At 72.2% G+C, this 25,699-nt stretch carries 23 protein-coding genes; 7 read left to right on the top strand and 16 right to left on the bottom strand.

Annotated features, from left to right (window positions below; genetic code table 11):
* Positions 1-428 precede the first annotated feature (428 nt).
* From typA to QHG49_RS13095, 3 genes are all read right to left on the bottom strand, one after another.
* Complete coding sequence (gene typA / locus QHG49_RS13085; RefSeq protein WP_159704644.1) at positions 429-2,336, bottom strand: translational GTPase TypA; 1,908 nt, start codon at positions 2,334-2,336, stop codon at positions 429-431.
* 141 nt (positions 2,337-2,477) lie between these two features.
* A complete protein-coding gene (locus QHG49_RS13090) occupies positions 2,478-4,598 on the bottom strand; it encodes an ABC transporter family substrate-binding protein (protein WP_159704641.1) in 2,121 nt (706 codons plus the stop codon).
* Between the two features lie 258 nt (positions 4,599-4,856).
* The gene (locus tag QHG49_RS13095; protein WP_301489738.1) at positions 4,857-6,122 is read right to left on the bottom strand and encodes a hypothetical protein; all 1,266 of its coding nucleotides are present in this window, start codon (positions 6,120-6,122) and stop codon (positions 4,857-4,859) included.
* An 80-nt stretch (positions 6,123-6,202) separates the two neighbouring features.
* Here QHG49_RS13095 and QHG49_RS13100 point away from each other — a divergent pair, with 80 nt between their 5' ends.
* A complete protein-coding gene (locus QHG49_RS13100) occupies positions 6,203-8,512 on the top strand; it encodes a hypothetical protein (RefSeq protein WP_301489739.1) in 2,310 nt (769 codons plus the stop codon).
* Between the two features lie 103 nt (positions 8,513-8,615).
* Here QHG49_RS13100 and QHG49_RS13105 read toward each other — a convergent pair whose 3' ends face one another.
* From QHG49_RS13105 to QHG49_RS13125, 5 genes are all read right to left on the bottom strand, one after another.
* Positions 8,616-11,204: a SpoIIE family protein phosphatase gene (locus QHG49_RS13105; protein WP_159704635.1), complete on the bottom strand. Its 2,589-nt coding sequence runs from the start codon at positions 11,202-11,204 to the stop codon at positions 8,616-8,618.
* A 318-nt stretch (positions 11,205-11,522) separates the two neighbouring features.
* On the bottom strand, positions 11,523-11,930 hold the full coding sequence (locus QHG49_RS13110) for an ATP-binding protein (RefSeq protein ID WP_145492399.1): 408 nt from the start codon (positions 11,928-11,930) through the stop codon (positions 11,523-11,525).
* A gap of 152 nt (positions 11,931-12,082) precedes the next feature.
* Positions 12,083-12,502, bottom strand: coding sequence for a (deoxy)nucleoside triphosphate pyrophosphohydrolase (locus tag QHG49_RS13115; protein ID WP_301489744.1), 420 nt, complete (start codon positions 12,500-12,502; stop codon positions 12,083-12,085).
* Positions 12,503-12,574: 72 nt separating this feature from the next.
* Positions 12,575-12,766: an SPOR domain-containing protein gene (locus tag QHG49_RS13120; protein ID WP_145492396.1), complete on the bottom strand. Its 192-nt coding sequence runs from the start codon at positions 12,764-12,766 to the stop codon at positions 12,575-12,577.
* A gap of 380 nt (positions 12,767-13,146) precedes the next feature.
* Positions 13,147-13,899 carry a GntR family transcriptional regulator gene (locus QHG49_RS13125; protein ID WP_145492394.1) on the bottom strand — a complete coding sequence of 251 codons (753 nt, stop codon included), beginning with the start codon at positions 13,897-13,899 and terminating at the stop codon, positions 13,147-13,149.
* A 260-nt stretch (positions 13,900-14,159) separates the two neighbouring features.
* Between QHG49_RS13125 and QHG49_RS13130 the strand changes: the two genes are divergently transcribed.
* The gene (locus tag QHG49_RS13130; protein WP_301489747.1) at positions 14,160-15,392 is read left to right on the top strand and encodes a serpin family protein; all 1,233 of its coding nucleotides are present in this window, start codon (positions 14,160-14,162) and stop codon (positions 15,390-15,392) included.
* A gap of 183 nt (positions 15,393-15,575) precedes the next feature.
* Here QHG49_RS13130 and QHG49_RS13135 read toward each other — a convergent pair whose 3' ends face one another.
* The 3 genes from QHG49_RS13135 to ychF form a co-directional block, all read right to left on the bottom strand.
* Positions 15,576-15,992, bottom strand: a complete 417-nt coding sequence (locus QHG49_RS13135) for a PIN domain nuclease (RefSeq protein ID WP_145492391.1) — start codon at positions 15,990-15,992, stop codon at positions 15,576-15,578.
* A complete protein-coding gene (locus tag QHG49_RS13140; protein ID WP_145492389.1) occupies positions 15,989-16,240 on the bottom strand; it encodes a type II toxin-antitoxin system VapB family antitoxin in 252 nt (83 codons plus the stop codon). Before QHG49_RS13140 ends, QHG49_RS13135 begins: the two co-directional genes overlap by 4 nt.
* Before the next feature lie 265 nt (positions 16,241-16,505).
* A complete protein-coding gene (gene ychF, locus QHG49_RS13145; RefSeq protein WP_145492387.1) occupies positions 16,506-17,594 on the bottom strand; it encodes a redox-regulated ATPase YchF in 1,089 nt (362 codons plus the stop codon).
* A 188-nt stretch (positions 17,595-17,782) separates the two neighbouring features.
* Between ychF and QHG49_RS13150 the strand changes: the two genes are divergently transcribed.
* The gene (locus QHG49_RS13150) at positions 17,783-18,313 is read left to right on the top strand and encodes a DUF6542 domain-containing protein (protein ID WP_301489751.1); all 531 of its coding nucleotides are present in this window, start codon (positions 17,783-17,785) and stop codon (positions 18,311-18,313) included.
* A 94-nt stretch (positions 18,314-18,407) separates the two neighbouring features.
* On the opposite strand, the gene ppgK is transcribed toward QHG49_RS13150, so the two are convergent.
* Positions 18,408-19,154, bottom strand: a complete 747-nt coding sequence (gene ppgK / locus QHG49_RS13155) for a polyphosphate--glucose phosphotransferase (RefSeq protein WP_145492385.1) — start codon at positions 19,152-19,154, stop codon at positions 18,408-18,410.
* A gap of 50 nt (positions 19,155-19,204) precedes the next feature.
* Positions 19,205-20,212 carry a 4-hydroxy-3-methylbut-2-enyl diphosphate reductase gene (locus QHG49_RS13160; RefSeq protein ID WP_145492384.1) on the bottom strand — a complete coding sequence of 336 codons (1,008 nt, stop codon included), beginning with the start codon at positions 20,210-20,212 and terminating at the stop codon, positions 19,205-19,207.
* A gap of 92 nt (positions 20,213-20,304) precedes the next feature.
* Between QHG49_RS13160 and xseA the strand changes: the two genes are divergently transcribed.
* From xseA to QHG49_RS13175, 3 genes are all read left to right on the top strand, one after another.
* Positions 20,305-21,513 carry an exodeoxyribonuclease VII large subunit gene (xseA, locus tag QHG49_RS13165; RefSeq protein WP_301489755.1) on the top strand — a complete coding sequence of 403 codons (1,209 nt, stop codon included), beginning with the start codon at positions 20,305-20,307 and terminating at the stop codon, positions 21,511-21,513.
* Entirely contained in the window at positions 21,510-21,755 is a 246-nt protein-coding gene (locus tag QHG49_RS13170; RefSeq protein WP_145492380.1) for an exodeoxyribonuclease VII small subunit, read from the top strand. The genes xseA and QHG49_RS13170 overlap by 4 nt, the downstream gene beginning before the upstream one ends.
* 130 nt (positions 21,756-21,885) lie before the next feature.
* A complete protein-coding gene (locus QHG49_RS13175) occupies positions 21,886-22,476 on the top strand; it encodes a malonic semialdehyde reductase (RefSeq protein ID WP_145492378.1) in 591 nt (196 codons plus the stop codon).
* Positions 22,477-22,570: 94 nt separating this feature from the next.
* Here the strand turns inward: QHG49_RS13175 and QHG49_RS13180 are convergent, their stop codons facing one another.
* Positions 22,571-23,113, bottom strand: a complete 543-nt coding sequence (locus tag QHG49_RS13180; RefSeq protein WP_159704576.1) for a DUF4245 domain-containing protein — start codon at positions 23,111-23,113, stop codon at positions 22,571-22,573.
* Between the two features lie 126 nt (positions 23,114-23,239).
* On the opposite strand from QHG49_RS13180, the gene glpX reads away from it, so the two are divergent.
* Entirely contained in the window at positions 23,240-24,274 is a 1,035-nt protein-coding gene (gene glpX / locus QHG49_RS13185) for a class II fructose-bisphosphatase (protein ID WP_037661730.1), read from the top strand.
* Between the two features lie 47 nt (positions 24,275-24,321).
* Here glpX and QHG49_RS13190 read toward each other — a convergent pair whose 3' ends face one another.
* On the bottom strand, positions 24,322-24,696 hold the full coding sequence (locus QHG49_RS13190) for a WhiB family transcriptional regulator (protein ID WP_145492374.1): 375 nt from the start codon (positions 24,694-24,696) through the stop codon (positions 24,322-24,324).
* A gap of 119 nt (positions 24,697-24,815) precedes the next feature.
* A complete protein-coding gene (locus QHG49_RS13195; protein WP_301489761.1) occupies positions 24,816-25,514 on the bottom strand; it encodes a DUF1707 domain-containing protein in 699 nt (232 codons plus the stop codon).
* Positions 25,515-25,699 lie beyond the last annotated feature (185 nt).

Raw genomic sequence — 25,699 nt, forward strand, 5'->3', positions numbered from 1 at the left:
CGATCCGCCTGCTGCTTGCGACACCGCACATGGGTGTTCCTCCTCACGACTGCACGCGTTCACCTACAGAGGGGGGTTTTGGCCCAGCCTCCGACACCCCTGACGGAGGCTCAGGCACCCCTTGGTGCTCGTGAGTCGACGCAACTGTCCCCACAGCGCGTGACCCATCGACCCGAGCGCTACGCGGCTAACTATCTGCCATGGGCGGAACCAGCGACCACTGCCCGTAGATCTCGATTCAGTCACAGCTGCCGCCCAGACCTTTCAAAATCTGGACAAAGCGTCTGCCCGAAGAAGGCGCGAAACGGACTTGTTACATGGCTATCGGGCAACGATCTCCGCATGTCGGACATACACCACTGAAAAACGGGTTGCAAAAAACCCGGGTCCCCCCATGGAGGGGGAACCCGGGTTCAAGTGGCCCTGGATCAGCCGTGCTTGGCGCGGCTCGCGGCGCGGGCGCGCTCACGCTGGTCGAGGTTGACCTTGCGGATGCGAACGGCCTCCGGGGTCACCTCGACGCACTCGTCGTCGCGGCAGAACTCCAGCGACTGCTCCAGCGACAGCTTGCGCGGCGGAACGATCGCCTCGAACGAGTCGGCCGACGAGGACCGCATGTTCGTGAGCTTCTTCTCCTTGGTGATGTTCACGTCCATGTCGTCGGCGCGCGAGTTCTCGCCGACGATCATGCCCTCGTACACCTCGGTGCCCGGGTCCACGAACAGCACGCCGCGCTCCTGGAGGTTCGTCATCGCGAAGGCGGTGACGGCGCCGGAGCGGTCGGCCACCAGCGAACCGTTGTTACGGGTCGTCAGGGTGCCGAACCAGGGCTCGTGGCCCTCGTGGATGGAGTGGCCGATACCGGTGCCGCGGGTCTGGGTCAGGAACTCGGTACGGAAACCGATCAGACCGCGCGAGGGGACCACGAACTCCATGCGCACCCAGCCGGAGCCGTGGTTCGACATGTTGTCCATGCGGCCCTTGCGGACGCCCATGAGCTGGGTGACGGCACCCATGTGCTCCTCGGGCACGTCGATCGTCATGCGCTCGACCGGCTCGTGGATCTTGCCGTCGATCTCCCGGGTGACGACCTGGGGCTTGCCGACGGTCAGCTCGTAGCCCTCGCGGCGCATCTGCTCGACCAGGATGGCCAGCGCCAGCTCACCGCGGCCCTGCACCTCCCAGGCGTCGGGGCGCTCGGTGTCCAGGACGCGCAGCGAGACGTTGCCGATCAGCTCGCGGTCCAGACGGTCCTTGACCTGGCGGGCGGTGACCTTGCGGTCCTTGACGGCCGCCTTCGCGTCGGCGCCCTTGCCGGTGCCGCCGCGGCCGACCAGCGGGGAGGTGTTGGTACCGATGACCATGGAGATCGCCGGCTCGTCCACCGTGATCAGCGGCAGCGCGATCGGGTTCTCCGGGTCGGCCAGGGTCTCGCCGATCATGATTTCCGGGATACCGGCGACGGCGCAGATGTCACCGGGGCCGGCCACCTCGGCGGGCTTGCGGGTGAGCGCCTCGGTCATCATCAGCTCGGTGATGCGCACATTGCTGATCGTGCCGTCGCGCTTGATCCAGGCCACGGTCTGGCCCTTGCGCAGCTCGCCCTGCTCGACGCGGAGCAGCGCGATACGGCCGAGGAAGTTGTCCGCGTCGAGGTTGGTGACGTGGGCCTGCAGCGGCGCGTCGTCCTCGTACGTGGGGGCCGGGATGTGGTCCAGGATCGTGGAGAAGAACGGCTCCAGGCTGTCGCTGTCGGCCGGGACGGTGCCGTCCTCGGGCTTGGTCAGCGAGGCGACGCCGTCGCGGCCGCAGGCGTAGACGATCGGGAACTCGATCTGCTCCTCGTCCGCGTCCAGGTCGAGGAAGAGGTCGTACGTCTCGTTGACGACCTCGTCGATGCGGGCGTCCGGGCGGTCCGTCTTGTTGATGCACAGGATGACGGGCAGCCGCTGCTGGAGCGCCTTGCGCAGCACGAACCGGGTCTGCGGAAGCGGGCCCTCGGAGGCGTCCACCAGCAGCACCACGCCGTCGACCATCGACAGACCGCGCTCGACCTCGCCGCCGAAGTCGGCGTGGCCGGGGGTGTCGATGATGTTGATGGTGATGACCTCCCCGCCGTCCTTGGGGTGGTACTTCACCGCCGTGTTCTTGGCGAGGATCGTGATGCCCTTCTCACGCTCCAGGTCGTTCGAGTCCATGACCCGGTCGTCGACCGAGTCGAGCTGGTGGGCGGCGAACGCGCCGGCCTGCTTCAGCATGCCGTCGACGATGGTGGTCTTGCCGTGGTCGACGTGGGCGACGATGGCGACGTTGCGGATGTCGTGGCGCGTGGCCATAGTGCGGCGTACTCCCGAAGTGGTGAGAAGGCCCTGCTGCGTACGTCCGTGACGCGGGCCTGCCGGGCTTGACACGCCACGGCCTCACCCCATGGTACGTGGCCCTGGGCGGGTCGGCCTCCGCAGGGCCTCCGGGCCCCCTCAGCCCTGGGTCGGGCTCGCCGGGACCCGGGCCCCCTTCTTCAGGAATCCCATGTCCTCGTACACCGGTGTCTGGAACCCGAACGCACCCGCGTTGACCAGGTCCTTCCGCACTCCGACCAGCTGCGGGCGCTGGTAGAGCGGGATCGAGCCGGCGGCGGCCCAGATCCGGGTGTCGGCCTGCCGGATCAGGGACTTCGCCTCGCCCTCGTCCAGCGTCGTCGCCGCCTGCTCGAAGAGCTGGTCGACCTGGTCGGTGCCGACCCGTGTGTAGTTCTGCTCGACGTTCACCGAGCCGTCCGCGCCGGGCAGCGGCTTGGCGTAGATCGGCCGGGCGTCGGTGGCGGGAAAGGCGGAGGACGGCCAGGAGTACAGCGCGAGATCGAAGTCACCCGCGGCGATGTGGTCCTTGAAGTAGCTCTCGTCGGACACCTTGGTGATCGTCGTGACGATCCCCAGCCGGTCCAGCATCGCGGAGATCCGGTTGGCGACCGTGTTCAGCGTGTCCGAGCCCGGCCCGGACGGCAGCACGAAGCGCAGGGTGAGCGCCTTGCCGTCCCTGGCGAGCGGCCCGGCCTTGACGCCGGCCGGCGCCGCCGTGCCCTTGGGGGCGTAGGCGCCCGCCGCTCCCCCGTGCCGGCCCTCCTCCGCGAGGTGCTTGCCGCCCGCGTCGCCCTTGTTGTCCTCGCCGACGACGTACTCGCCGTCGTGGCCGCCGTCGGACTTCTCCTCCTGGTCGCTCTCGGGCCCGGCCGCCTTCTGCGCCTTCTTCTCCTCCCTGACCGGACCGCCCGCCACCCATCCGGCGTCCGCGAGCAGTGCCTGCGCCGCCTTGGTGTCCTGCGCGCCGAGCGCCCCGCTGTCGTCGGCGTACGCGGGCTGCCCGGACAGCGCGAGATGGCTGCCGACGGGTACGGCGGGCAGGCCCAGCGGGGTGAGCACCAGGCGGGCGATCTCCTTGCGGTCCAGGGCGCGCGCGATGGCCCGGCGGACCCGCTCGTCGGTGAGCGGCCCGGAGGCGGCGTTGAGGGCGAGCTGGGTGTAGGCGGGCTCCAGGGACTTGCGGACGCCGTAGGACTTCAGGGCCGTCTGCTGGTCCAGGTACTCGCTGATGGCCCGGGCCAGCTTGGTGCGGCCCGCCTTGACGTCGGCGGAGTCGAGCCCGTGGGCGCGCGCCCAGGCGCGCAGCGTCGACAGGGACGCCTTGCCGCCGCCCTGGAGCGGCGAGGAGCCGCCCTTGCCGCTCGCGGCGAGCCCGATCCGCTCGGCGTCGGCCGGGTCGAGGTCGGCGAGGTCCGCGCTGCCGTCGGCGAGCGCGCCGACCCGCTTGTCGTGGGGCACGGTGTGCAGCACGATCTGGTTCAGCTTGGCCGCCCTGCCCCACCAGCGGGGGTTGCGGGTGAGGACGATGTCCTGGGCGATGGTGTCGACCTTGTCCACCTTGAAGGGGCCCGCGCTGATGGCCAGCTTGCGGCGGGCGCCGTCGTTGAAGGCGTCCGGGGTGCCCATGACGTCCTTCGGGTACAGCGGCGAGAACAACGACTTCCAGTCGGCGTAGGGGCGGGAGAAGGTGACCCGGACCTGGAGGTCGTTGGCGCCGCGCTCGATCTTCTCGATGCGGTCGTACCCGGCGTTGCGCGCGGTCCAGTAGGCGCTGTCCTTCCCGGACAGGGCGCGCCACTGGGCGACGAAGTCGGCGGCGCCGATCTCCCGGCCGTCGCTCCACACGGCCTGCTGGTTCAGCTTGTACAGCACCACCTGGCGCGGCTCGGTCTCGATGACCTTGGCGGACTCCAGGTAGGCGGGATTGACGACCGGGCTGCCGGCGGCGTCCATCCGGAACATGGAGGGCAGCGTGGCCTGGGCGACGCGGGTGGTCCCGGTGTCGGCGTCGGCCTGGTAGGTGTTCAGCGTCTCCGGAAGGTCGTCCACGGCCCATTTCAGGGTGCCGCCGTCGGCCACCAGGGTGCGGGCGGCCGGCTCGATGTCCTGAGCGGCGAGGGGCTTGGCCACGTCGTCGTCCGAGCCGCAGCCCGCGAGCAGAGAGACCGCGAGGGCGCCCGCGGTCAGGAAGGCGGCCGAGCGCAGGACCGCGCGCAGGCCGACGCCGTGGTGGGACATCTCTGCTACCTCCGGGAAGCCGCGAGCGACATGATCACGTCTGGCGGTATTTGGAGCTGATCAGATCTATGCGGCTACTGAAGAGGAAAGGATCCGCCTACCCCGGGCGACACGGCGGCGGCGGCGGGCAAGCCCACCCGTGCGGCGCAAACACGGTGGTACGGGCGCACGCCGGTGCGGCGGGGACCGATGAACGCGCGACAGCTTCCTCCGAGCCCCTGCCCCTGCCCTGCCCTGCCCCTGCCCCTGCCCCTGCCCTCACCCCACCCACCCCTCCCGGTACGCCCGCCAGTCCGCGTCCGTGGCGGCGAAGTCGACGTACAGGGCGACGCCGAAGCGGGCGCGGTGGGCGTCGGTACGGGACAGTCCGAGGCGTACGCCCCGTACCCCGGCCGGGACGGTCTCCGCGCGGGCCCGGTGCCCGAACCGGTTCTCGTGGTAGAAGGGCAGGCCCATGAGGAGCTGGGTGGACCCGGGGGTCGCCTCCAGGGCGAGGCCGGTCTGCTGGGCGACGTAGCCGCCGTACAGGCTCGGCAGCGGCTGCATGGTGTCGTACGACATCACGGCGATCTGGTCCACCCGGCGGGCCACCTGCCCGAAGTACGCCTGCGACCACCACTTGGGGTGGCCGGTGGTCGTGCCCCAGAAGGAGTGGAAGCCGGGCAGGGGGTCGATCTGGTGGGCGGCGACGGAGAGCAGCGCGTGGTGGGCGCGGGTGAGGGCGTGCAGGTCGTCGAGGAGGGTCAGGTAGTCACGGTCGCCGGAGTGCAGGGGCTCCAGGTCGAAGTGGGCGCCCTGGAAGCCGGCGGCGAGGATCCGCCGGGTGGAGGCGAGGATCGCGGAGCGGGTCGCCGGGCGCTCCAGGCGCAGCCCCTCGGGCCCCTCGCTCGCGACCACGTCCCCGAGCCATGCCTGCACCCGGACACCGGGCAGCTCCCGGTGCAGGGCGCCGATCAGCCACCGCGCCTCGGGGTGGTCGGCGTCGGGCAGGGTCCCGTCGTCCTCCAGGGGCCCTGAGTGCACGTACAGATCCCTGACCCCGGTCCCTTTCAACCGCCGCGCGAGCGCCTCGACATCCGCCTCCGTCTTCCGCCCGTCCACCCAGGCGTGCCCCAGCCAGAGCGCGTCCTGACCGCGGGTGCGGGTGCCGGGGGCGGGATCACCGGAGTAGTTGACGCGGAGGGCGCCTTCGGCGGTGAGGAGGGCGAGGAGCAGGAGGAGCAGGACCAGGGAGAGGGCGGTGAGGGCGCGGCGGAGGGGGCGGTGGGGGCGGGGCTTGGTGGGGGGATCGGGGGGCGGGGTGGGGGTGGGTGCCGGGTCGGGGGCGGGTGTGGGGGCGGCGCCGGGCGCGGGGTCAGGGGCAGGTGCGGGGGCGACGGCAGGGTCCGGGGCAGGTGCGGGGGCCGGGGCGGTCTCCGGGTCGGGGGCTTTGCCCGTTGTGGAGTCGGTCTCGGCTCCACAGGTCGGTTCGGTCTCCGGGTCCTTTGTGCCCGGCCTCTTCCCCGGCCCGGTCCCCGCGTCCATCCCGTCCCCCTGTCCGCCTGGTCCCTCACCCGTATCCGCCCCGCTCGCGGTGCGGTCTACTCCCCCATACGCTCCGAAATGTGACGTCCTCCCTGTTCCGGGGCCGCCCCCGGTGCGCCAAGGCGCACATACGGGTGCGGGTGACGCATGCCGTGCTGGGCGCCCTGGTGGGGGCCGGGTGGCTGATGTTGCCGTTGATGACGGCGGCGACGCGCCGTCCGGTTCCCGCCACCTCCCCCGGAGCGCTGGCCGACGCGGCGGCGCCGGGGCCGGGCGGCGCCTCGGCCGCGGACTACGTGCTCCCGTTCATCGCCGTGGCCGCGGCGGCGGTGATGGCGGCCTACGGCTACCTGCGCCGCGTCCGCCGAGCCCGTACGCGTACGACACCGGGGACGACGCCGCCGGGGCCTCCGGCACCCCCCACGGTCGCCGACGCCGAACGCCAGGCCCGGATCGCGCTGGTGCTGGCCGACGACTGCGTACGGACGAGCCGCGAGGAACTGGGCTTCGTACGGGAGAGGTTCGGGGCGGTGGAGAAGACGCGGACCGGAGCGATACCCGTGACCGGGGCGGCGGCGGGAACCGAGGCCGAGACGGACACCGCGTCCCGGACCGGCGGGGGGACGGGAGGCGGGGCACGGGCGGCGGGTGTGCAGGGGGCGCAGGCCGAGGAGGGGCCGCCGACGACGGACGGGGCGCGGACCGGAGCGATACCGGCGGCTGCGATGGCGGCCGAGCCGGGGGCCACGCCCGGTACGGAGGCGGAAGGCGGGACGCGGACAGCGGGTGACGAGGGGACGCAGGCCGAGGAAGAGCCGCCGACGACGGACGGGGCGCGGACCGGAGCGCCGACGGAGGCCGCGGTGACGGCCGAGCCAGGGGCCACGCCCGGTACGGAGGCGGAAGGCGGGACGCGGACAGCGGGTGACGCGAGGGCGCAGGCCGAGGAAGAGCCGCCGACGACGGACGGGGCGCGGACCGGAGCGATACCGGCGGCTGCGGTGACGGCCGACACGGAGGGTGCGCCCGGTGCGGGGGCGGGGGCGCGGCGTGGGGGCCTGGGCGACGAGGCGGCCATGGAGACGAAGGGGCGAGCGGCGACCGCGGCGCGGTTCGGGGCCGGGGCCGCCGCCGACCGGAGGAGTCGGCAGGGAAGCGAGGCGGGGGCGGGCGCTCGGGGAGCGGAGTCGGCCGACGGCGCCTTCGGGTGTCCCCCGCAGGAGGTCGGGGCGCGGGATCGGGCCGTCGCCGAGATGGAGACGGAGACGGCGGCCTTCGTGCGTGCCCTGCGCGGTGCCGAAGCCGAGTTGGCGGCGGCGTTCGCGATGTGGTGGCGGTACGAGCGGGGGTTGCCCGGGGAGGCGGGGGCGCGGCGGCAGGCGCTGGCCGGGGTGGTCGGGCGGTGTGCGGAAGCGGGGCGGCGGCTGGACGCGCAGGCCGCGGCGCTGGACCAGGTGCGGGGGCTGGAGGGGCCGGGCGCCGGCCCGGCACTGGACGTGGCGGAGGGCAGGTTCCGGGGGCTGGCGGTGCGGGCGGTGGCCGCCCACGCAACCCTGGCGGCGTCGCGCGAGCGGTACGCGCCCTCGGCCACGGGCCCCGTCACCGGCTCGGTCGAACAGGCCAAGGACCGCCTGCTGTTCGCCACCGCCCACCTCAACGCGGCCCGCCGGTCCATCGACTCCGCCGACGGCGACGGAACGGCCCGTAACCTGCGCGCCGCCGAGGGCGCCGTGGCCCAGGCCGAGATCCTGGTGACCGGCGTGGACCGGCTCGCCGCCCGGCTGCGGGAGGCCGCCGCGCTGGTACCGGCGGCCCTGACCGGCGCGGAGGCCGAGCTGACGGCGGCCCGGCACGGCCGTTCCCGTACCTCCCCGGCCACCGGTGAGCTGAACGCCCGGCTGGCCCACGCGGACGGTGTACTGGCCGCCGTACGGGAGGAGTTGACCGGCGCCCTCCCGTACGACCCGCTGGACGCGCTGCGCCGGATCACCCGTGCCGTCGGCCGCCTGGACGTGGGCCGCTCCGGCGTCCTGGACACGGCGGCGCTCCTCGTGGCCCGCGCCTCGCTGGACACGGCCGACGATTTCGTCACGGTGCACCGGGGTGCCGTCGGCCCGGAGGCCCGCGCCCTGCTGTCGGAGGCGCTCCGGGCGCTGACCACCGGCACCGGTACCGCCTTCGAGGCCGACACCGCCGCCCGCGAGGCCCGCGACCTCGCCGAACGCGACGTCCGCGCCCACGGCACCCCCTGCCCCGACGCCACCGCGACCGGTCTGCCCGGTGCCGTCCTCGGCGGCATCCTCCTCGCCGAGGACCCGGACGGAGGCCCCCCGGCCACGTTCGGGGGGCCGGCGACGCGGGGGCGAAGACATGTGCGGACGCCTGTGTAGCGTTACGGGGCAGAGCCGCTTGGTGCCGGACGGCGAATCGCGGTGCCCTTCCGGCCGGCCGCGACGGGCGGGCGGGTGAGTGAGTGAGTGGGCAAAAGGGCCGTCAGAACAGGCTGAGCAGCGCCTCCGCCGGGTCCGTGAGGACCGCCTCCGCCCCCGGCAACGGCAACTCGAACCACACCGTCTTCCCCCGGGGCGTCCGCCGCGACCCCCACGCCGCGCTGAGCAACTGCACCAGCTGCAAGCCCCGCCCGCCCTCATCCGTGTCCCGGGCCCGCCGACGCCGGGGCTGCACGAGCCCGCCGTCCCACACCTCGCACACCAGCGTCCGGTCCAGCAGCAGCCGTAGCCTGATCTCCCCCTCGCCGTACCGCAGCGCGTTCGTCACCAGCTCGCTGACCAGCAGCTCCGTCGTGTCGACCAGCGCCTCAAGTCCCCAGTCGAGCAATTGCGCACGAGCGTGCTCCCGCGCCCGCCCCACACTCCGCGGCTCCCGCGGCAGCGTCCAGTCGCCGACGGAGTCCGCCGGCAGCCCCTGCACCCGGGCCATCAGCAGCGCGATGTCGTCCTCGCCGTGATGCGTGTCGAGGGTGTTGAGCACGTGGTCGCAGACGTCCTCCAGCGGCTGGGCCGGATCGGTGAGCGCGCCGACGAACGCGTGCAGCCCCTCGTCCAGCGGATGGTCCCGGGACTCCACCAGACCGTCCGTGTACAGCGCGAGCAACGCGCCCTCGGGCAGCTCGACCTCTACCTCCTCGAAGGGCTCGCCCCCCACCCCGAGCGGCATCCCGGGCGGCACGTCCAGCATCAGCGCGGGCTCGCCCGGTTCCACCAGCACCGGCGGCAGATGCCCGGCGTTGGCGAACGTACATCGCCGGGTCACCGAGTCGTACACGGCGTACACACACGTCGCGAGGTACACCTCGGACAGGTCCGCGTCCCTGGGCTGCCGCGCCGTACGCGTCGCCTGCTGCACACCCCCCGGCGTGCCGAGCCCCCGCGCGATCTCGTCCAACGCGGACAGCACCTCGGCCGGTTCGAGATCGAGCAGCGCCAACGTCCTTACGGCGGTGCGCAGTTCACCCATCGCGACGGCCGCCCGCAGCCCGCGCCCCATCACATCGCCCACCACCAACGCCGTGCGGTGGCCGGGCAGTTCGATGACGTCGAACCAGTCGCCGCCGACCTCGGTCGCCGCGTTGCCGGGCAGATAGCGGCAGGCGATGTCCAGGCCGGACGCCTCGGGGTCGCCCGGCGGCAGCAGCGAGCGCTGGAGGATCAACGCCCGTTCGTGCTCCCGGCGGTACAGCCGCGCGTTGTCGATGCAGACCGCGGCGCGCGCGGCCAGTTCCACCGCGAGGTCCCGGTCCCGCTCCCCGAACGGCTCGCTGCCCTTGGTCCGCGCGAACCGTACGAGCCCCACCACCGTGTCGTGCGCGACCATCGGCACGGCGAGCGTGGACTGCACGAGGCTCCCCTCCTCGGCCGGCACCGCCCGCGGCCGCGCGGTGCGCAGGGCGTCCGCGCAGGGGGAGTTGAAGGGGAAGTGGTGTACGGCGCCGACCTTGACGGTCTCGGCGACCCGGCCCACGGGCGCGTCCGCGACCGCGCTGGCGATGGCGACCCGGCGCAGCTGGGCACTGCCGTCGACCATCCCGGGCGGCGTCTCGTCGCCGGTCAGCAGCCCCTGGTAGAGGTCGACGGTGGCGAGGTCGCAGAAGCCGGGGACGACGACGTCGAGGAGTTCGCGTGCCGTGGTCTCCAGGTCGAGCGAGTTGCCGATCCGCGCCCCGGCCTCGTTGAGCAGCGCCAGATTGCGCCGGGCCGCGGCGGCCTCGCGGGCGGCGGCGCGGCGGGAGGTGACATCGGTGGCGAGCCAGGCCACGCCGATGGGCCGGCCGCTGCCGCTGTGCACGCGGTAGAGGTTGACCGACCAGTGCCGGCGCTCCTCGGAGCCCGGGACATGTCCGGTGACATGCATGTCGGTGATGGCGTCGCCGCTCTCCAGCACCCGTCGCAGCGTCGCCGAGACCCGCTCGGCCTCGCCGCGCGGCAGATAGTCGAAGACGCCCTTGCCCCGGTGGTCGTCCGGGGTGCCGCCGAAGACATTGGCGAAGCGCTGGTTGACGCGGCGTACCCGCAGGTCGAAGTCGAGCAGGAGGAAACCGAAGGGGGATTGTCCGAATATCGCCTGGGACGCGGCGAGATCGGTCTCGATCCTGCGCAGTGTGCGGACGTCCACGACGATGCAGACGGCGGCGTTCTCGCCCTCCGCGGTCCGGGTCGGCATCACATAGACCTCGGCCAGACCGTCCGCACCGCGCCCGCCCCGGGGGGGATCCGGCATCCGGAAGGGCACGACCCCGGTCCACTCGCGCCCGTCGAGGATCTCCGCCATCTTGCGCTGGCCCTGTTCCCGCAGGTCGGGGTCGATGAACGCCTCGATGGGGTCCATGCCGACGGCGCGCGAGGCCGGAATGCCGAACAACTGCTCGGCGCGCAGGCTCCACTGGTCCACCAGGCCGCCGGGGCCGATGGAGAAGGAGGCCACCTTTATGTAGTCGTACATGGAGCCGGGCGGACTGCTCTGCCACAGGGCGCCACCGGTCGCCGCCGCACCCGCGGCGGTCTGGTCCCTCGCGCCGTCCGACGGGTCCTCGGACTCCGTGGCCTTCGCTGGTATCTCGCTCACGCGAACCGTCCCCTCCAGCTCACCGCGCCCGGCACCGGTCACCGGGGGCGGCTGCCCGCAGTATCCAGCACTACGGCGCCGCGCGACACGGTGTTCACGATCACAGCTCGGTCCAGACGTTTTTCGGACCGCTCCGCGACAACACTTCCACTCTTCTAACCAGGGAACACGGCCTCGAACCACACACTCCGGACCGGTCCGCGAGCCGGGGTCACACGGTGGACCGTACGGCGGTCGATGTACACCCCCTCCGCCCCCTCGGGCGCCCCTGCCTCACCCCGGACACCCCCGCGCCACCCCGATGCGCCCCCGGTCCCGTCATCCCGGCACGGCCAGCTCGAACCAGACGGTCTTTCCGCTCGCGCCGGGCCGGGTGCCCCAGCGGCGCGAGGACCCCGCGAGCAGCTGGAGTCCGCGCCCGCTCTCGTCCTCGGGCCGGGCGGTCCGCTCGCGCGGCGGGTCGGGGAGCGGGTCGGAGACCTCCACCAGCAGGGAGTCGTCGGCGCCGACCGGCCGTACGAGCCGTACGCCGATGGGGCCGGTGGCGTAGCGCAGCGAGTTGGTGACCAGCTCGCTCACCAGCAGCGCGGCGAGGTCGGCGACACAGTCGAGGTCCCAGCCGTGCAACTGGCCGCGGACCGCGGTCCGGGCGCTGCGCACGGCGCCCGGTTCCGCGGGAAAGGTCCACTCGGCGCAGTCGCCATCGGTGTCGATCACGCCGATCACTTCCCAGGCCGCGAGCTGTCCGGTTTCGTGGGGTTAATGGGCCCATACCCGATAAGTGATGGCCAGTACCGTCCGGACCGTCTGAGTGTGGGTCGAACGGCCTACTCGGGCCGGGAGACAGAACCGGGGGCGAGTCCCCACCCAGTGGGGCCTCAGCGCGCCTCCGCCCCCATCCGCTCCTCGACCTCCCGCACCGCCGGCACATCCTGCTCCAGCCACGGCACGTCCCACAGCTGTGCCGGGGTCAGCCAGCGCAGTTCGTCGTGGTCCTGGAGGGGCCGGGGCGCGGGTGAGCCGGGGCGCGGCCGGGCGGTCCACACCCACAGGACGTACGGCTCCCGCAGGGGCCACTCGCCGGGCACGCGCTCCACGGTCTCGGCGTCGACGCCGAGTTCCTCGCGCAGTTCGCGCGCCAGGGCGTCCTCGGGCCGCTCCCCCGGCTCGACCTTGCCGCCGGGCAGCTCCCAGCGCCCGGCCAGGTCGGCGGGCGCGCTGCGGCGCGCGGCGAGCAGGCGACCACCGTCGAGCAGGGCGGCGCCGACCACCACGGTCCGTTCCGTCTTGGGCGTCATGGAGCGGAGCCTACGGGAGGCTCCGGGGCGCACGGCGACACCGGCCGTCCGCCCCCCTGCGAGCGCGGCGGGTCAGTCCCGGCCGCCGTCCCCGTTCTGCCCGAGCCGCTCGACCATGTAGAGCCGCTTGGGCCCCGGGGCCTCGAAGCTGTCGGCGATCCGCTGCGCCTCGGCCTCGGTCGCGTACCGGCCGACGCGGTACCGATTGCCGTTGTCGTCCTGCCGTATGACGATCCAGGGCAGGGAAGCCGTGCCCTCACTCATGGTCCGCTCCGCCCCCATCGCGCCCTTCACCCTTTCCGGCATCACGGGACCCCCATCCCGTCCCGGGCCCACGCCGGGCCCCGCCTAAGGAAACCGCAATACGCATATGCCCGAGCGTACGCCCAACCTTCACTCAGCGAATACGCCTTTTCACAAAGAGGTACGCAACCGGTCGGACCGACGGGGGCGCACAGGAACGAACGCGCCCCGCGCGAGGCCACCGCACACATTCCATCAGAACCGGCGCCCACCTGCGAGAAGATCGGCATCACGGCATCGCCCGCCCACCGCGGGCAACCCCGCCACCGGCGCATTCGTCTCCCCCGCGAGCCCGCGATGTGCGCTAGCTCACTCCGCGGCCCGCGAGCGGTGTACGGCCCTCACCGCACCGGCAGGTGATACGCCACCCGGTACCGGTCCGCCGGAATGACGACGTCCGCGGTCTCCACCGGGCGCCCGGAGGCGTAGTAGGTGCGCTGCACGACCAGGACGACATGGCCGGGGACGCCCCCGAGGAGATGCAGTTCCTCGGCGAGGCCGGGGCGCGCGCCGACCTCCTCGGTGACGTTGTCCACGATCACGTCGATGGCGCGCATGCGCTCGACCACGCCCATCCCGCCGAGCGGCCCCTCCTCGGGCAGCATCACCGGGCTTCGGCCGGTGACGGCGAGGGGCTCCCAGGAGGTGGAGAGCATCATCGGCTCACCGGCCTCGCGGAACAGGTACTTGGTGCGCATGACCCGCTCGCCGATCTCGATCCCGAGCCGCTCGGCGATCGCGGCACCGGCCTCGGCCTGCCGGCTGCTGGACTCCCAGGTGCCGCGCACCGCGGCGTCGGCCTGCTCCTGCCGGAAGGGGGTGGCGCCGCCGCTGGGGCGGTAGCCGGAGCGGGACACCCGGCGCGGCACGGGCCGTTCGCGCACGTACGTCCCCGAGCCGGAGCGGCCCTCCACCAGGCCCTCGGCCATCAGGACCTTGCGGGCCTCCAGGGCGACGGTGTCCGAGACGCCGTACTCCTCGCGGATGCGGGCCTGCGAGGGGAGCCGGGTGTGGGGCGGCAGTGAACCGTCGACGATCTTCTTGCGGAGATCACCCGCGACACGCAGATACGCCGGCTGCTCACCGAAAGTCACTGGCCGCTCCCATCAGGTTGTACAGACAGCAACAGCGTGGCAACCGTGGGTTGAGCGGCGCAAGCGAAGGCCAGAGAATCACTCGAAGTGATTACACCTGACCGGGCAAGCCCCCACCCAGCACTTTCTCCCCCACCCGCGCCCCCCTTCACACCTGCCGGGCGCCCCGGACAACTCCGGCCGCCCGAACGGCAGTCCGGGAACACCGGTACCGTGCCTCTTACGACTTGTCGCAGGTAAGCGGGACACAGGGGGCGGAATTGAAGGTGGAGAACCGGGTCGACGGCGCCGTCGTACGCACGGTGAACGGACTCACCGCGCGCTGGGGCGCCACCGCGCGGGGCGGCACGGTGTTCTCCGCGGCCGGTGTCTGGCCCCTGCTGGCCCTCCTCGCGGACGGCGCGGCGGGCCCCGCCCGGCAGGAGCTGACCGAGGTACTGGGCGTGCCCGCGGAGCAAGCTGCCGCCACCGCACGGGAGTTGCTCGCGGCCCTGGACTCGGTGTCGGGCCTGGACGCGGCGCTCGGCCTGTGGACGCAACAGGAACTGCCGCTGCGCGAGGAGTGGCTGGCCAAGCTGCCGGCGGCCGCGCACGGCTCGTTCGGGGAGGATCTCGTCACCGCGCAGGAACGGCTGGACCGCTGGGCCGCCGAGCGCACCGGCGGCCTGGTCGAGCGGATGCCGGTGGCGCTGAACCGGCAGACCCGGATGGTGCTGGCGGGCGCGCTCGCCCTGCACACCACCTGGCGCCAGCCCTTCACCGAGCAGCCGCTCACCCCGGCGGCGGGCCCCTGGCAGGGCCGCACCCTGCGCGGCCTGCACCGGCGGAGCGTGCGCCCGGACCGGGTCGGCGTGACCGGCACCCCGGACGGCTTCGTCACCGCGCTGACGGTCCCCGGCGACAACGGCATCGACGTCCATCTCGTCCTCGGCGAGGAGCGCATGACGCCGGGTCAGGTCATCGCCGCGGGCGTGGCCGTGGTGGAACGCGCGCTCCCGCTCACACCGGGCGGCGCCCTGCCGTACGGCGAGGTCGGCCCCGGACTGCGGGTGGAACGCGAGCAGGCCGTCACGCCGGAACCGACCTCCCTGGACGTACGGACGGTTGCCTACGAGGTCCGCGCGGACCACGATCTGCTCGCCCAGCCCGACCTCTTCGGCCTCCACACCGCGACCGACCCCCGCTACGGCCACTTCCCCGGCATCAGCGCCCACCCCCTGGCCGTCTCGGAGGCCCGCCAGTCGGCGGTGACCCGCTTCGGCGCCCTGGGCTTCCGCGCGGCCACGGTGACGGCCATGGCCGCGGCACCCGGCGGCGCCCCGCCCCAGCACCGCTACGAGACCACCGTCGTCCACGCCACCTTCGACCGCCCCTTCGCCTTCCTCGCCGTCGACCGCGACTCCCGCCTGATCCTGACCTCCGGCTGGATGACCGACCCCTCCCCCTACCCGGCCCCGGGGTACGCGGGCAGCGCGGGCCGCCCGGGTGTGTGATGCCTACGCCCCCCCGCCCGACCACACGCCGAAGGGGCCGGACTCCCCTGAGCCCGGCCCCTTCGGCACAGCACGTCCGCCACTCCAGCGACGCGGCGTCACTTCATCCGCTCAGACGTTGAAGCGGAACTCGGCGCCGAGAACACTACCCAACGCCTGTGGTGACCTGTGGGCGTTCCCGGCTCAGTCGGCGGTACCCGGCTCCACAACCCACTCGGCTTGCAGCCCGCTCACCGAGGCAATCATGTCGAAGTCTCCGTCGTAGTGCAGGACCGTGGCCCGATGCCGCTCGGCGGTTGCCGCGATGAGGACGTCGGCCATCGACAGTGCCCGGTGAAAGCCGGCGTTCAGGGCCAAAGCCTGGATCTCTAGCGCCCGCTCGAACTCTTCGTCATTGCAGGGCAGGTAGTCGAATCCACGGAGCAGGGTACGCAGTCGCAGCGCCTCAGGCTTTCCGCGCGCCGAGTACAGAACCTCGTACTCGGTCGGGGCGCACACCGCCAGGAGCCCATCGCGGTCCAGCACATCCAGCCGCGCCCGCACCGCTGGTCCACCCCGGCGGGCCAGCGCGGACTTGTCGATGAGGTAGCGCCCCTTCACGCCGCCGAGGCCCCGCCTTCGCGCTTCAGAGAGCCGTCCGGATTCCGCGGCCCCGTCTGCGAACGGATCTCCGCGAACACGTCCTCGAACTCGCCGTCATCCATGGCATCGAACAGCTCCCGGCGCAGCCGCAGTTTCACCCCCTCCTCCATGGCCGCCCGCACCGCGGCGGCCTTGGTCCTCACGCCGTACACCCGCATCGCCTGCTCGACGATCTCCTCGTCCAGATCGATCACAGTCCTGGCCATCAGTCATCCCTCCACCACCCGACGACCCAATAACGATATCAATTGAGCTTCGTAAACGACATCGATACCCGGAGATACGTCGAGGACGCTTCCGCTGCGGGCGGTGAAGCGGTCCGGTCGAGCGGGATTCGTCCTGCTGTGCTGATCACTTTGCTCCCGCCGGTCGCTCTGGGTGCGTAAAACCCAAGGGGCCCGACTCCACAGAGCCGAGCCCCTCCTGAACTGCATGTTTGCCAGATCAGCGACGTGGCGTCACTTCATCCGCTCAGACGTTGAAGCGGAACTCCACCACATCCCCGTCCTGCATCACATAGTCCTTCCCCTCCATACGCGCCTTGCCCTTGGCGCGGGCCTCGGCGACGGAGCCCGTCGTGAGGAGGTCGGTGAAGGAGATGACCTCGGCCTTGATGAAGCCCTTCTGGAAGTCGGTGTGGATGACACCGGCGGCCTCGGGGGCGGTGGCGCCCTTCTTGATGGTCCAGGCGCGGGATTCCTTGGGGCCGGCCGTGAGGTAGGTCTGCAGGCCGAGGGTGTTGAAGCCGACGCGGGCCAGGGTGGCGAGGCCGGGCTCCTCCTGGCCGACGGACTGGAGGAGTTCCAGGGCCTCGTCCTCGTCCAGCTCGGCGAGGTCGGCCTCCAGCTTGGCGTTCAGGAAGATCGCCTCGGCGGGAGCGACCAGCGCGCGCTGCTCGTTCTTGAAGTCCTCGTCCGTCAGCTCGTCCTCGTCCACGTTGAAGACGTAGAGGAACGGCTTGGCGGTCAGCAGGTGCAGGTCGTGCAGCAGCTCGGCCCGCTCCGTGCCCTGGAGGATGCCGTGCGCGAAGAGCGTGTCGCCCTTCTCCAGGATCTCCTTGGCCTCCTCGACCGCCTTGACCTTCGGCGCGACGTCCTTCTTGATCCGGGACTCCTTCTGGAGCCGCGGCAGGACCTTCTCGATGGTCTGGAGGTCGGCGAGGATCAGCTCGGTGTTGATCGTCTCGATGTCGTCCTTGGGCGAGACCTTGCCGTCGACATGGACGACGTTCTCGTCCTTGAAGGCGCGGATGACCTGGCAGATCGCGTCCGACTCGCGGATGTTCGCGAGGAACTTGTTGCCCAGGCCCTCGCCCTCGGACGCGCCGCGCACGATGCCGGCGATGTCCACGAAGTCGACCGTGGCCGGAAGGATGCGCTCCGAGCTGAAGATCGAGGCCAGCTGGGCCAGCCGGCCGTCGGGGACGCCCACGACGCCGACGTTGGGCTCGATCGTGGCGAACGGGTAGTTGGCCGCCAGCACGTCGTTCTTGGTCAGGGCGTTGAACAGGGTCGACTTGCCGACGTTGGGCAGGCCGACGATTCCGATCGTGAGCGACACGTTGCGACTTCCCGTGGATGAGAGGGCCAGGAGCTGGGGCTGCCAGGCCCTCGGAGGACACTGGCCGATCCACCAGTCTACGGCGTTCCGCGCGCCCTCTTCCCGGGAGCGCCGCCCACCCGGCCAAGGTCCGCCCATCGGCGTGTCTGGGAGCCGATCGGGCACATAAACAGACCTAAGTTGGTCCAATGGAGCAGCACAGAACGCGACCCCCGAACGACGGACGGCGCCGCGGCAACCCGCCGCACGCCCATCTGCCGCCGCAGGCCCGGCGCCGCACGCCCGGCCCGGAGGCGGGGCGCGGCGCGGGGCAGTCACGGCCGGTGCCGGGCGCGGGGCTGCCGGGACCCCGGCTCACCGGGCTCGGCGGCGGCCTGTTCTGCGTCGCCGCGATGTTCCTCCTGGGCTGCCTCGACCAGCTGCTCCTCGGCGGCTCGCTGCCGGTGTACGGCCTGCTGTTCCTGCCCGTGTGCGTGCTGACCGCGCTGTGGGTGCGCCCCGGGGACGTGCTGACCGCGCCGGTCGCCGTGCCCATCGCCTTCGCGGCCGGGCTGCTCGTGGTCGCCGACGGGCGCGAGGGGATGCTCGGCCGGCTGATGGGCCTGGCGACCGGGCTGGCCACCCAGGCCGGCTGGCTGTACGGGGGGACGCTCGCCGCGGGGGTGATCGTGCTCGTACGACGGGTGCGGTGGGTGCGGTCGCGGCGGCGCCCGCACTGACCGGGCCCCCTCCGGCCGCCCCCCTACGACTGCCGCGCGGCCCCTCCGACCGCAACCTCCTACGTCCGCCGCGCCGCCCCTCCGGCCGCCGTCCCTACGACTGCTGCGCCGCCCGCATCGCCGCGCCCACGATCCCCGCGTTGTTCTGGAGCTGCGCGGGGACGATGTCGGCCGTGATGCCCTCGATGTGGGGGAGGAACTTGTCGGCCTTGCGGCTGACCCCGCCGCCGATGATGAACAGCTCGGGCGAGAACAGCATCTCCACGTGTGCCAGGTACTTCTGGACGCGGCGCGCCCACTGCTCCCAGCTCAGGTCGTGGTCCTCCTTGGCCTTGCTGGACGCCTTGTGCTCGGCGTCGTGGCCGTTCAGCTCCAGGTGGCCCAGTTCGGTGTTGGGGACCAGGACGCCGTCCACGAAGAGGGCGCTGCCGATGCCGGTGCCGAAGGTGAGCAGGATGACCGTGCCCCGGCGGTCCCGGCCCGCGCCGAACTGCATCTCGGCGACGCCCGCCGCGTCCGCGTCGTTGACCACCGTCACCGGCAGGCCGCCCAGTCTGCCGCCGAACAGGGCGCGCGCGTCGGTATCGACCCAGCTCTTGTCGACATTGGCCGCCGTACGGACCATCGCCCCGCCGGTGACCACGCCGGGGAAGGTCAGGCCGACCGGGCCGGTCCAGCCGAAGTGGTCGATCACCTGCTTCACCCCGTCGGCCACGCCGTCGGGCGTCGCCGGGTGGGGGGTGAGCACCTTGCAGCGCTCCTGGGCGAGGTCGCCCCTGTCGAGGTCCACAGGGGCGCCCTTGATCCCGGATCCGCCGATGTCCACGCCGAAGATCTGCATGGCCCCACGTTACGACGGGCCACTGACAGTCACGCCCGAAAGGGCCGCGATCACTCCTCTGAAGCGCCCGATCCGCCGCGCTCGGCCATCAGGTTCGCCGCCTCTTCGCGCAGGTCGCGGCGGAGCTCCTTGGGCAGCGAGAAGGTGATGGACTCCTCGGCGGTCTTGACGATCTCCACGTCCGCGTAGCCGCGCTCGGCGAGCCACTCCAGGACCTGTTCGACCAGCACGTCCGGGACGGAGGCGCCGGAGGTGACGCCGACGGTGGACACGCCCTCCAGCCAGGCCTCGTCGATCTCGTCGGCGAAGTCCACCAGGTACGCCTCGCGGGCACCGGCGAGCTTGGCGACCTCGACCAGGCGCTTGGAGTTGGAGGAGTTGCGGGAGCCGACGACGATGACCAGGTCGGAGTCGGCGCCCATCTGCTTCACGGCGATCTGGCGGTTCTGCGTGGCGTAGCAGATGTCGTCGCTGGGCGGGGAGACCAGGCCCGGGAACTTGGTCTTCAGGGCGTCGACGGTCTCCATGGTCTCGTCCACGGAGAGGGTGGTCTGCGACAGCCAGACGACCTTCGACGGGTCGCGGACCTCGACCTTGGCGACGTCCTCGGGGCCGTCGACCAGCTGGATGTGCTCGGGGGCCTCGCCGGAGGTGCCGATGACCTCCTCGTGGCCCTCGTGGCCGATCAGCAGGATGTCGTAGTCCTCGTTCGCGTACCGGACGGCTTCCTTGTGGACCTTGGTGACCAGGGGGCAGGTCGCGTCGATGGTGGCGAGCCGGCCGCGCGCGGCCTCCTCGTGGACGACGGGGGCCACGCCGTGCGCCGAGAACATGACGATGTTGCCCTCGGGCACCTCCTCCGTGCGCTCGACGAAGACGGCGCCCTTCTTCTCCAGGGTCTGCACGACGTACTTGTTGTGGACGATCTCGTGCCGGACGTAGATCGGGGCGCCGTACTGCTCCAGGGCCTTCTCGACGGCGATCACGGCGCGGTCCACACCGGCGCAGTAGCCTCGGGGGGCGGCGAGCAGGACACGGCGGCGCGGCGAAGCGGTCATGGGTCCATCGTAGGGGGCGTACGACGGCGCCGGGATCAGCCGCCCGCGCCCGGCCGGACCGCTCTGTCGGTGGCGGCCATTACGCTCGGCGCATGGCTTTGAAGACGACCCCTGAGGCACCCCTGCCGGTCGGTGAGGTCTCCCGGCTGATCGGGGGTTGGATCGACCGGCTGGGCGCGGTGTGGGTCGAGGGGCAGATCACCCAGCTGTCGCGGCGGCCGGGCGCCGGCGTCGTGTTCCTGACGCTGCGCGACCCGTCGCACGACATCTCGGTCGGTGTGACCTGCTTCCGGCAGGTGTTCGACGAGGTGGCGGACGTCGTCGGCGAGGGCGCCCGCGTCCTCGTGCTGGCCAAGCCGGAGTGGTACGCGCCAAGAGGCCAGCTCTCCCTGCGCGCGGCCGAGATAAGGCCGGTCGGGGTCGGTGAGCTGCTGGCCCGCCTGGAGCGGCTGAAGAAGTCGCTCGCGGCGGAGGGGCTGTTCGGGGCGGAGCGCAAGAAGCCGCTGCCGTTCCTGCCGCAGCTGATCGGCCTGGTCTGCGGCCGTGCCTCCGCGGCGGAGCGTGATGTGCTGGAGAACGCCCGGCATCGCTGGCCCGCCGTGCGCTTCGAGGTGCGCAACGTCCCCGTGCAGGGGGTGCACGCCGTCCCGCAGGTCGTGCGGGCGGTGGAGGAGCTGGACGCGATCGAGGACGTGGACGTCATCATCGTGGCCCGCGGCGGCGGCAGCGTGGAGGATCTGCTGCCGTTCTCCGACGAGCAGCTGGTGCGGACGGTGGCGGGGTGCCGTACGCCGGTCGTGTCCGCGATCGGGCACGAGCCGGACAGTCCGCTGCTCGACCTGGTCGCCGATCTGCGCGCCTCCACCCCGACCGACGCGGCCAAGAAGGTCGTACCGGACGTGGGCGAGGAGCTGGAGCGGGTGCGGATGCTCCAGGGCCGGGCCCGGCGCTGCGCGCACGCGCTGATCGAGCGCGAGGAGCGGGGGCTGGCGCACGCGCTGGCCCGGCCCGTGCTGGAGGATCCGCACCGGATGCTCGACGAGCGCGCGGACCACGTGGCCTCCCTGCTCGGGCGGAGCCGGCGCACCGTCGGCCATCTGCTGGACCGCGCGGACTCGGAGCTGGCGCACACGCACGCGCGCGTGGTGGCCCTCTCCCCCGCGGCCACGCTGAAACGCGGCTATGCGGTGCTGCAGCGCTCCGACGGGCACGTGGTGCGCGATCCGGGCGAGGTGAGTGAGGGCGAGGCGCTGCGAGCGCGCGTCGCCGACGGCGAATTCACGGTGAAGGTGGGCGAATGACCGGCAAGACGGAGACCGGCGGGGCGCGGGAGACGCTCTCGTACGAGCAGGCGCGGGACGAGCTGATCGAGGTCGTACGGCGGCTGGAGGCGGGCGGTACCTCGCTGGAGGACTCCCTGGCGCTGTGGGAGCGCGGGGAGGAGCTGGCCAAGGTGTGCCGGCGCTGGCTGGAGGGGGCGCGCGCTCGCCTGGACGCGGCGCTCGCGGAGGAGGAGGGAGCGGGCGGGGAGGCCGCCGAGTAGGGGGCCGCCCGGGACTGTGGAGTGGGTCACCCTGCGGCCGGTTTTGTTGAAAGTTAAAACTCAACTGACGTAGGGTCGTACGGTCAGCAGCGGTCCGGAGCGGACCGTACGCATCACCGAGGAAGTCACGATGTCTCTCGTTCTTGACCCCGCCGCCCAGGACCTGCTGTTCCGCGAGGCCCGCACCGCGAACACCTTCACCGACGAGCCGGTGACCGAGGAGCAGGTCCGGGCGATCTACGACCTGGTCAAGTACGGCCCGACGGCCTTCAACCAGACCCCGCTGCGCGTCACCCTGGTCCGCTCCCCCGAGGCCCGTGAGCGCCTGGTGCAGCACATGGCCGAGGGCAACCGGCCCAAGACCGCCGCCGCCCCGCTGGTCGCGATCCTCGCCGCGGACAACGAGTTCCACGAGGAGCTGCCGGCCCTGTTCCCGGCCTTCCCGGCCGCCAAGGACGCCTTCTTCTCCGAGCGCCCGGCCCGCGAGCGCTCCGCCGCGCTGAACTCCGCGCTCCAGGCCGCCTACTTCATCGTCGGCGTGCGCGCCGCCGGCCTCGCCGCGGGCCCGATGACCGGGTTCGACCCCGAGGGCGTGCGCAAGGAGTTCCTGGACGACGACCACACCCCGCTGATGGTCGTCAACATCGGCCGTCCGGGCCCGGACGCGTCGTACCCGCGCTCCCCGCGGCTCGCGTACGAGGACGTCGTCACGACCGTCTGAGCCGCCCCGCACGGCAAAGAGAGAGGCCCCCGGCGACGCCGGGGGCCTCTTCCGTGCCGCTCGACAAGCCGCGACCCGCGTGCCGCTCGCCGGGCTACGACGCGGAGGTCTTCTCCAGCCGCAGCGCGGACGCCATCTTCGTCAGGTCGCCGAAGGACGCCGTGCCGGCGACCACGGTGGTCGAGCCGGGCGTGTCCTCCAGGACGAGGGCGTCGTAGCGGCCCCCGGTGTAGTGGGTCCAGGTGCGGCCGTCGATCCGCTCGGTGGCCTTGGTGGCCTTCGCGCCCTGGGTGGCCTGGTCGATGAAGTCGGCCCGCTTCTGCGCCGACTGCTCGATCTGGACATACTGGGCATCAGGGGTCTGGAAGCCCAGGTGCCAGTAGTCGCCGTTCGCGCCGTCGTAGCTCACCGAGGTGGCCTTCCAGGCGTCGGACAGGCCCTCGGGCCCCGCCACCGGGTAGCTCGCCGCCCGGCGGGCCGTGATCAGCTCGACCCGGTAGTCGACCCGCTTGAGGTCGGGAGCGTGATTGTCGTGCGGGATGGCGAAGAGGTAGACGACCGCCGCCGCGATACCGATCAGGGCCAGGGAGAGAATCATGTCCCGGGCCGTCTTCTGCTTGCCTTTCGAACCTGCCACGTCCCTATCGTCGCAGGTGCCTCAGGCGCTCAAACGTGGGGTCCCCTGCTCATTTTGTCTGCCTAACGATAGAGTCATGGCCAAGACCCTCATCCGGCCGTCGCCGTATCAGAAAGGTGCGCCCCGATGACCGAAAATCATCACCTGCCCTCCGAACTCGATGTTCCCGCCGAGGCTCCCGACCGCAACCTCGCCCTGGAACTCGTCCGGGTGACCGAAGCCGCGGCGATGGCCGCCGGCCGCTGGGTCGGGCGCGGTGACAAGAACGGCGCCGACGGTGCCGCGGTGCGCGCCATGCGGTCCCTCGTCTCCACCGTCTCGATGAACGGCGTCGTCGTCATCGGCGAGGGCGAGAAGGACGAGGCCCCGATGCTCTTCAACGGAGAGCACGTCGGCGACGGCACCGGCCCCGAGGTGGACATCGCCGTCGACCCGATCGACGGCACCACGCTGACCGCCAAGGGCATGCCGAACGCGATCGCCGTGCTGGCCGCCGCCGAACGCGGCGCCATGTTCGACCCGTCCGCCGTGTTCTACATGGACAAGCTGGTCACCGGCCCCGAGGCAGCGGACTTCGTGGACATCGACGCGCCCGTGGCCGTGAACATCCGGCGGATCGCCAAGGCGAAGAAGGCGACCCCGGAGGACGTCACCGTCGTCATCCTGGACCGGCCCCGGCACGAGGGCCTGATCAAGGAGGTCCGGGAGGCCGGCGCGCGCATCAAGCTGATCTCCGACGGCGATGTCGCCGGGTCCGTCTACGCGCTGCGCGAGGGCACGGGCGTCGACCTGCTGCTCGGCATCGGCGGTACGCCGGAGGGCATCATCTCGGCCTGCGCCGTGAAGTGCCTGGGCGGCACGATCCAGGGCAAGCTGTGGCCCAAGGACGACGAGGAGCGGCAGCGGGCGATCGACGCCGGGCACGACCTCGACCGGGTGCTCACGACGGACGACCTGGTCTCCGGGGAGAACGTGTTCTTCGTGGCCACCGGCATCACCGACGGCGAGCTGCTGCGCGGTGTGCGCTACCGGTCGGAGACCGCGCTCACCGAGTCGATCGTGATGCGCTCGAAGTCGGGCACGGTGCGCCGGATCGACTCCGAGCACCGCCTCAGCAAGCTGCGGGCCTACAGCGCGATCGATTTCGAGCGGGCCAAGTAGGCCGAGCGGCGTGAGCGCCCCCTGTGCGGAGGGGGCGCTTTCGCCTGTCAGCCGGCTATGCGGTCCGTCGTCGCCCGGGCCGCCTTCTTCAGGTCCAGTTCGCGGCGGCGGCGCCGCGCCAGGACCACCCGGCGCTCGGCCGCCGTGAGGCCGCCCCAGACGCCGTAGGGCTCGGGCTGGAGGAGGGCGTGTTCACGGCACTCGACCATGACCGGACAGCGGGCGCAGACGCGCTTGGCCGCCTCCTCGCGGGACAGCCGGGCGGCGGTCGGCTCCTTGGACGGGGCGAAGAACAGCCCCGCCTCGTCGCGCCGGCACACGGCCTCGGTGTGCCAGGGTGCCTCCTGGTCCCGCTCCCGCGCTGGCTCCCGCTGGGCCGGTACGGCAGCTACCTGCAAGGACGAATGCGGCGGTCGCAGCACGGGTCTACTCCTGACGACGGCTTCGCGAGCGAGAGACGATGCAGCAAGCCCTACCCGCTGTACGCGCGCCTATGCACTGCGTCCCCGACGACGGGCGATTGCCGGGGAGTCGGCGACCGTCAACGGTCCAGGTGTCTACGCAGTTTCCGCTCGACCCTGTCCTGGACCCGCTCCAGGATGTCCGAGACGAGCTTGCCCCGCTTGGGCCGGGCCTCCACATTGCCGAGGACGGCCCAGCCGTCGATGTAGACGACCGGCGCGTCCGTCTCGGTCGAGTCCAGCGTCGCCACCTCGAAGTTGCCGAGGACGCCGCCGCCGGTGCCGCGCAGCGACACGTTCTCCGGGACGCGGATCTGGACGTCGCCGAAGACCGAGACCGCCTTGATCACGACCTGCTGGTACTCGAAGATCGCCTCGCTGAGGTCGATCTCGACGCTGCCGAAGACCGCGTACGCGTGCATCCGGCGCCCGGCGCGCCAGCGGCCGCGGCGGACCGCGCTGCTGAGGACGGCCACCACGTTCGCGTCGGACTCGCCGGGTATCTCGTCCGTGGGGCGCGGCGGGGCGGGGGTGCAGGCGGCGCGGGAGGAGTGCTGGTGGGCGGCGGGCAGGTCCTGGATGAAGACCTCCAGTTCACCGACCGTCCGCGCGTTCAGCACGCCGTCCACGCGCTCGGCGTGTTCGTCGGCGGTGAGGCGGCCCTCGGCGAGGGCCTCGCGGAGGATGTCGGCGACCCGGTCGCGGTCGGCGTCCGAGGCGCGCAGGGCGGAGACGCTCGGGGTGGCGTCCTGGGTACGGGCGGGCTTCTGAAGGTCCACGGCAGCAGCGTACCGAAACGCGATAGATCGCGACTAGGGGTGTGGACAACCCTGGGCGTGTCGGCGCCGCCGCCCGGCCGGGCACCGGCTCACGGCCACTGAGCCTTACCTCACAAGCTGGCCGTCGGCGGCAGGTTCTACGCTGGACGGGCCCGCCAGCGTCGGCGGGCCCGTCCGTCAGAGTG

It is taken from the genome of Streptomyces sp. WP-1 (assembly GCF_030450125.1).
GTDB lineage: Bacteria > Actinomycetota > Actinomycetes > Streptomycetales > Streptomycetaceae > Streptomyces > Streptomyces incarnatus.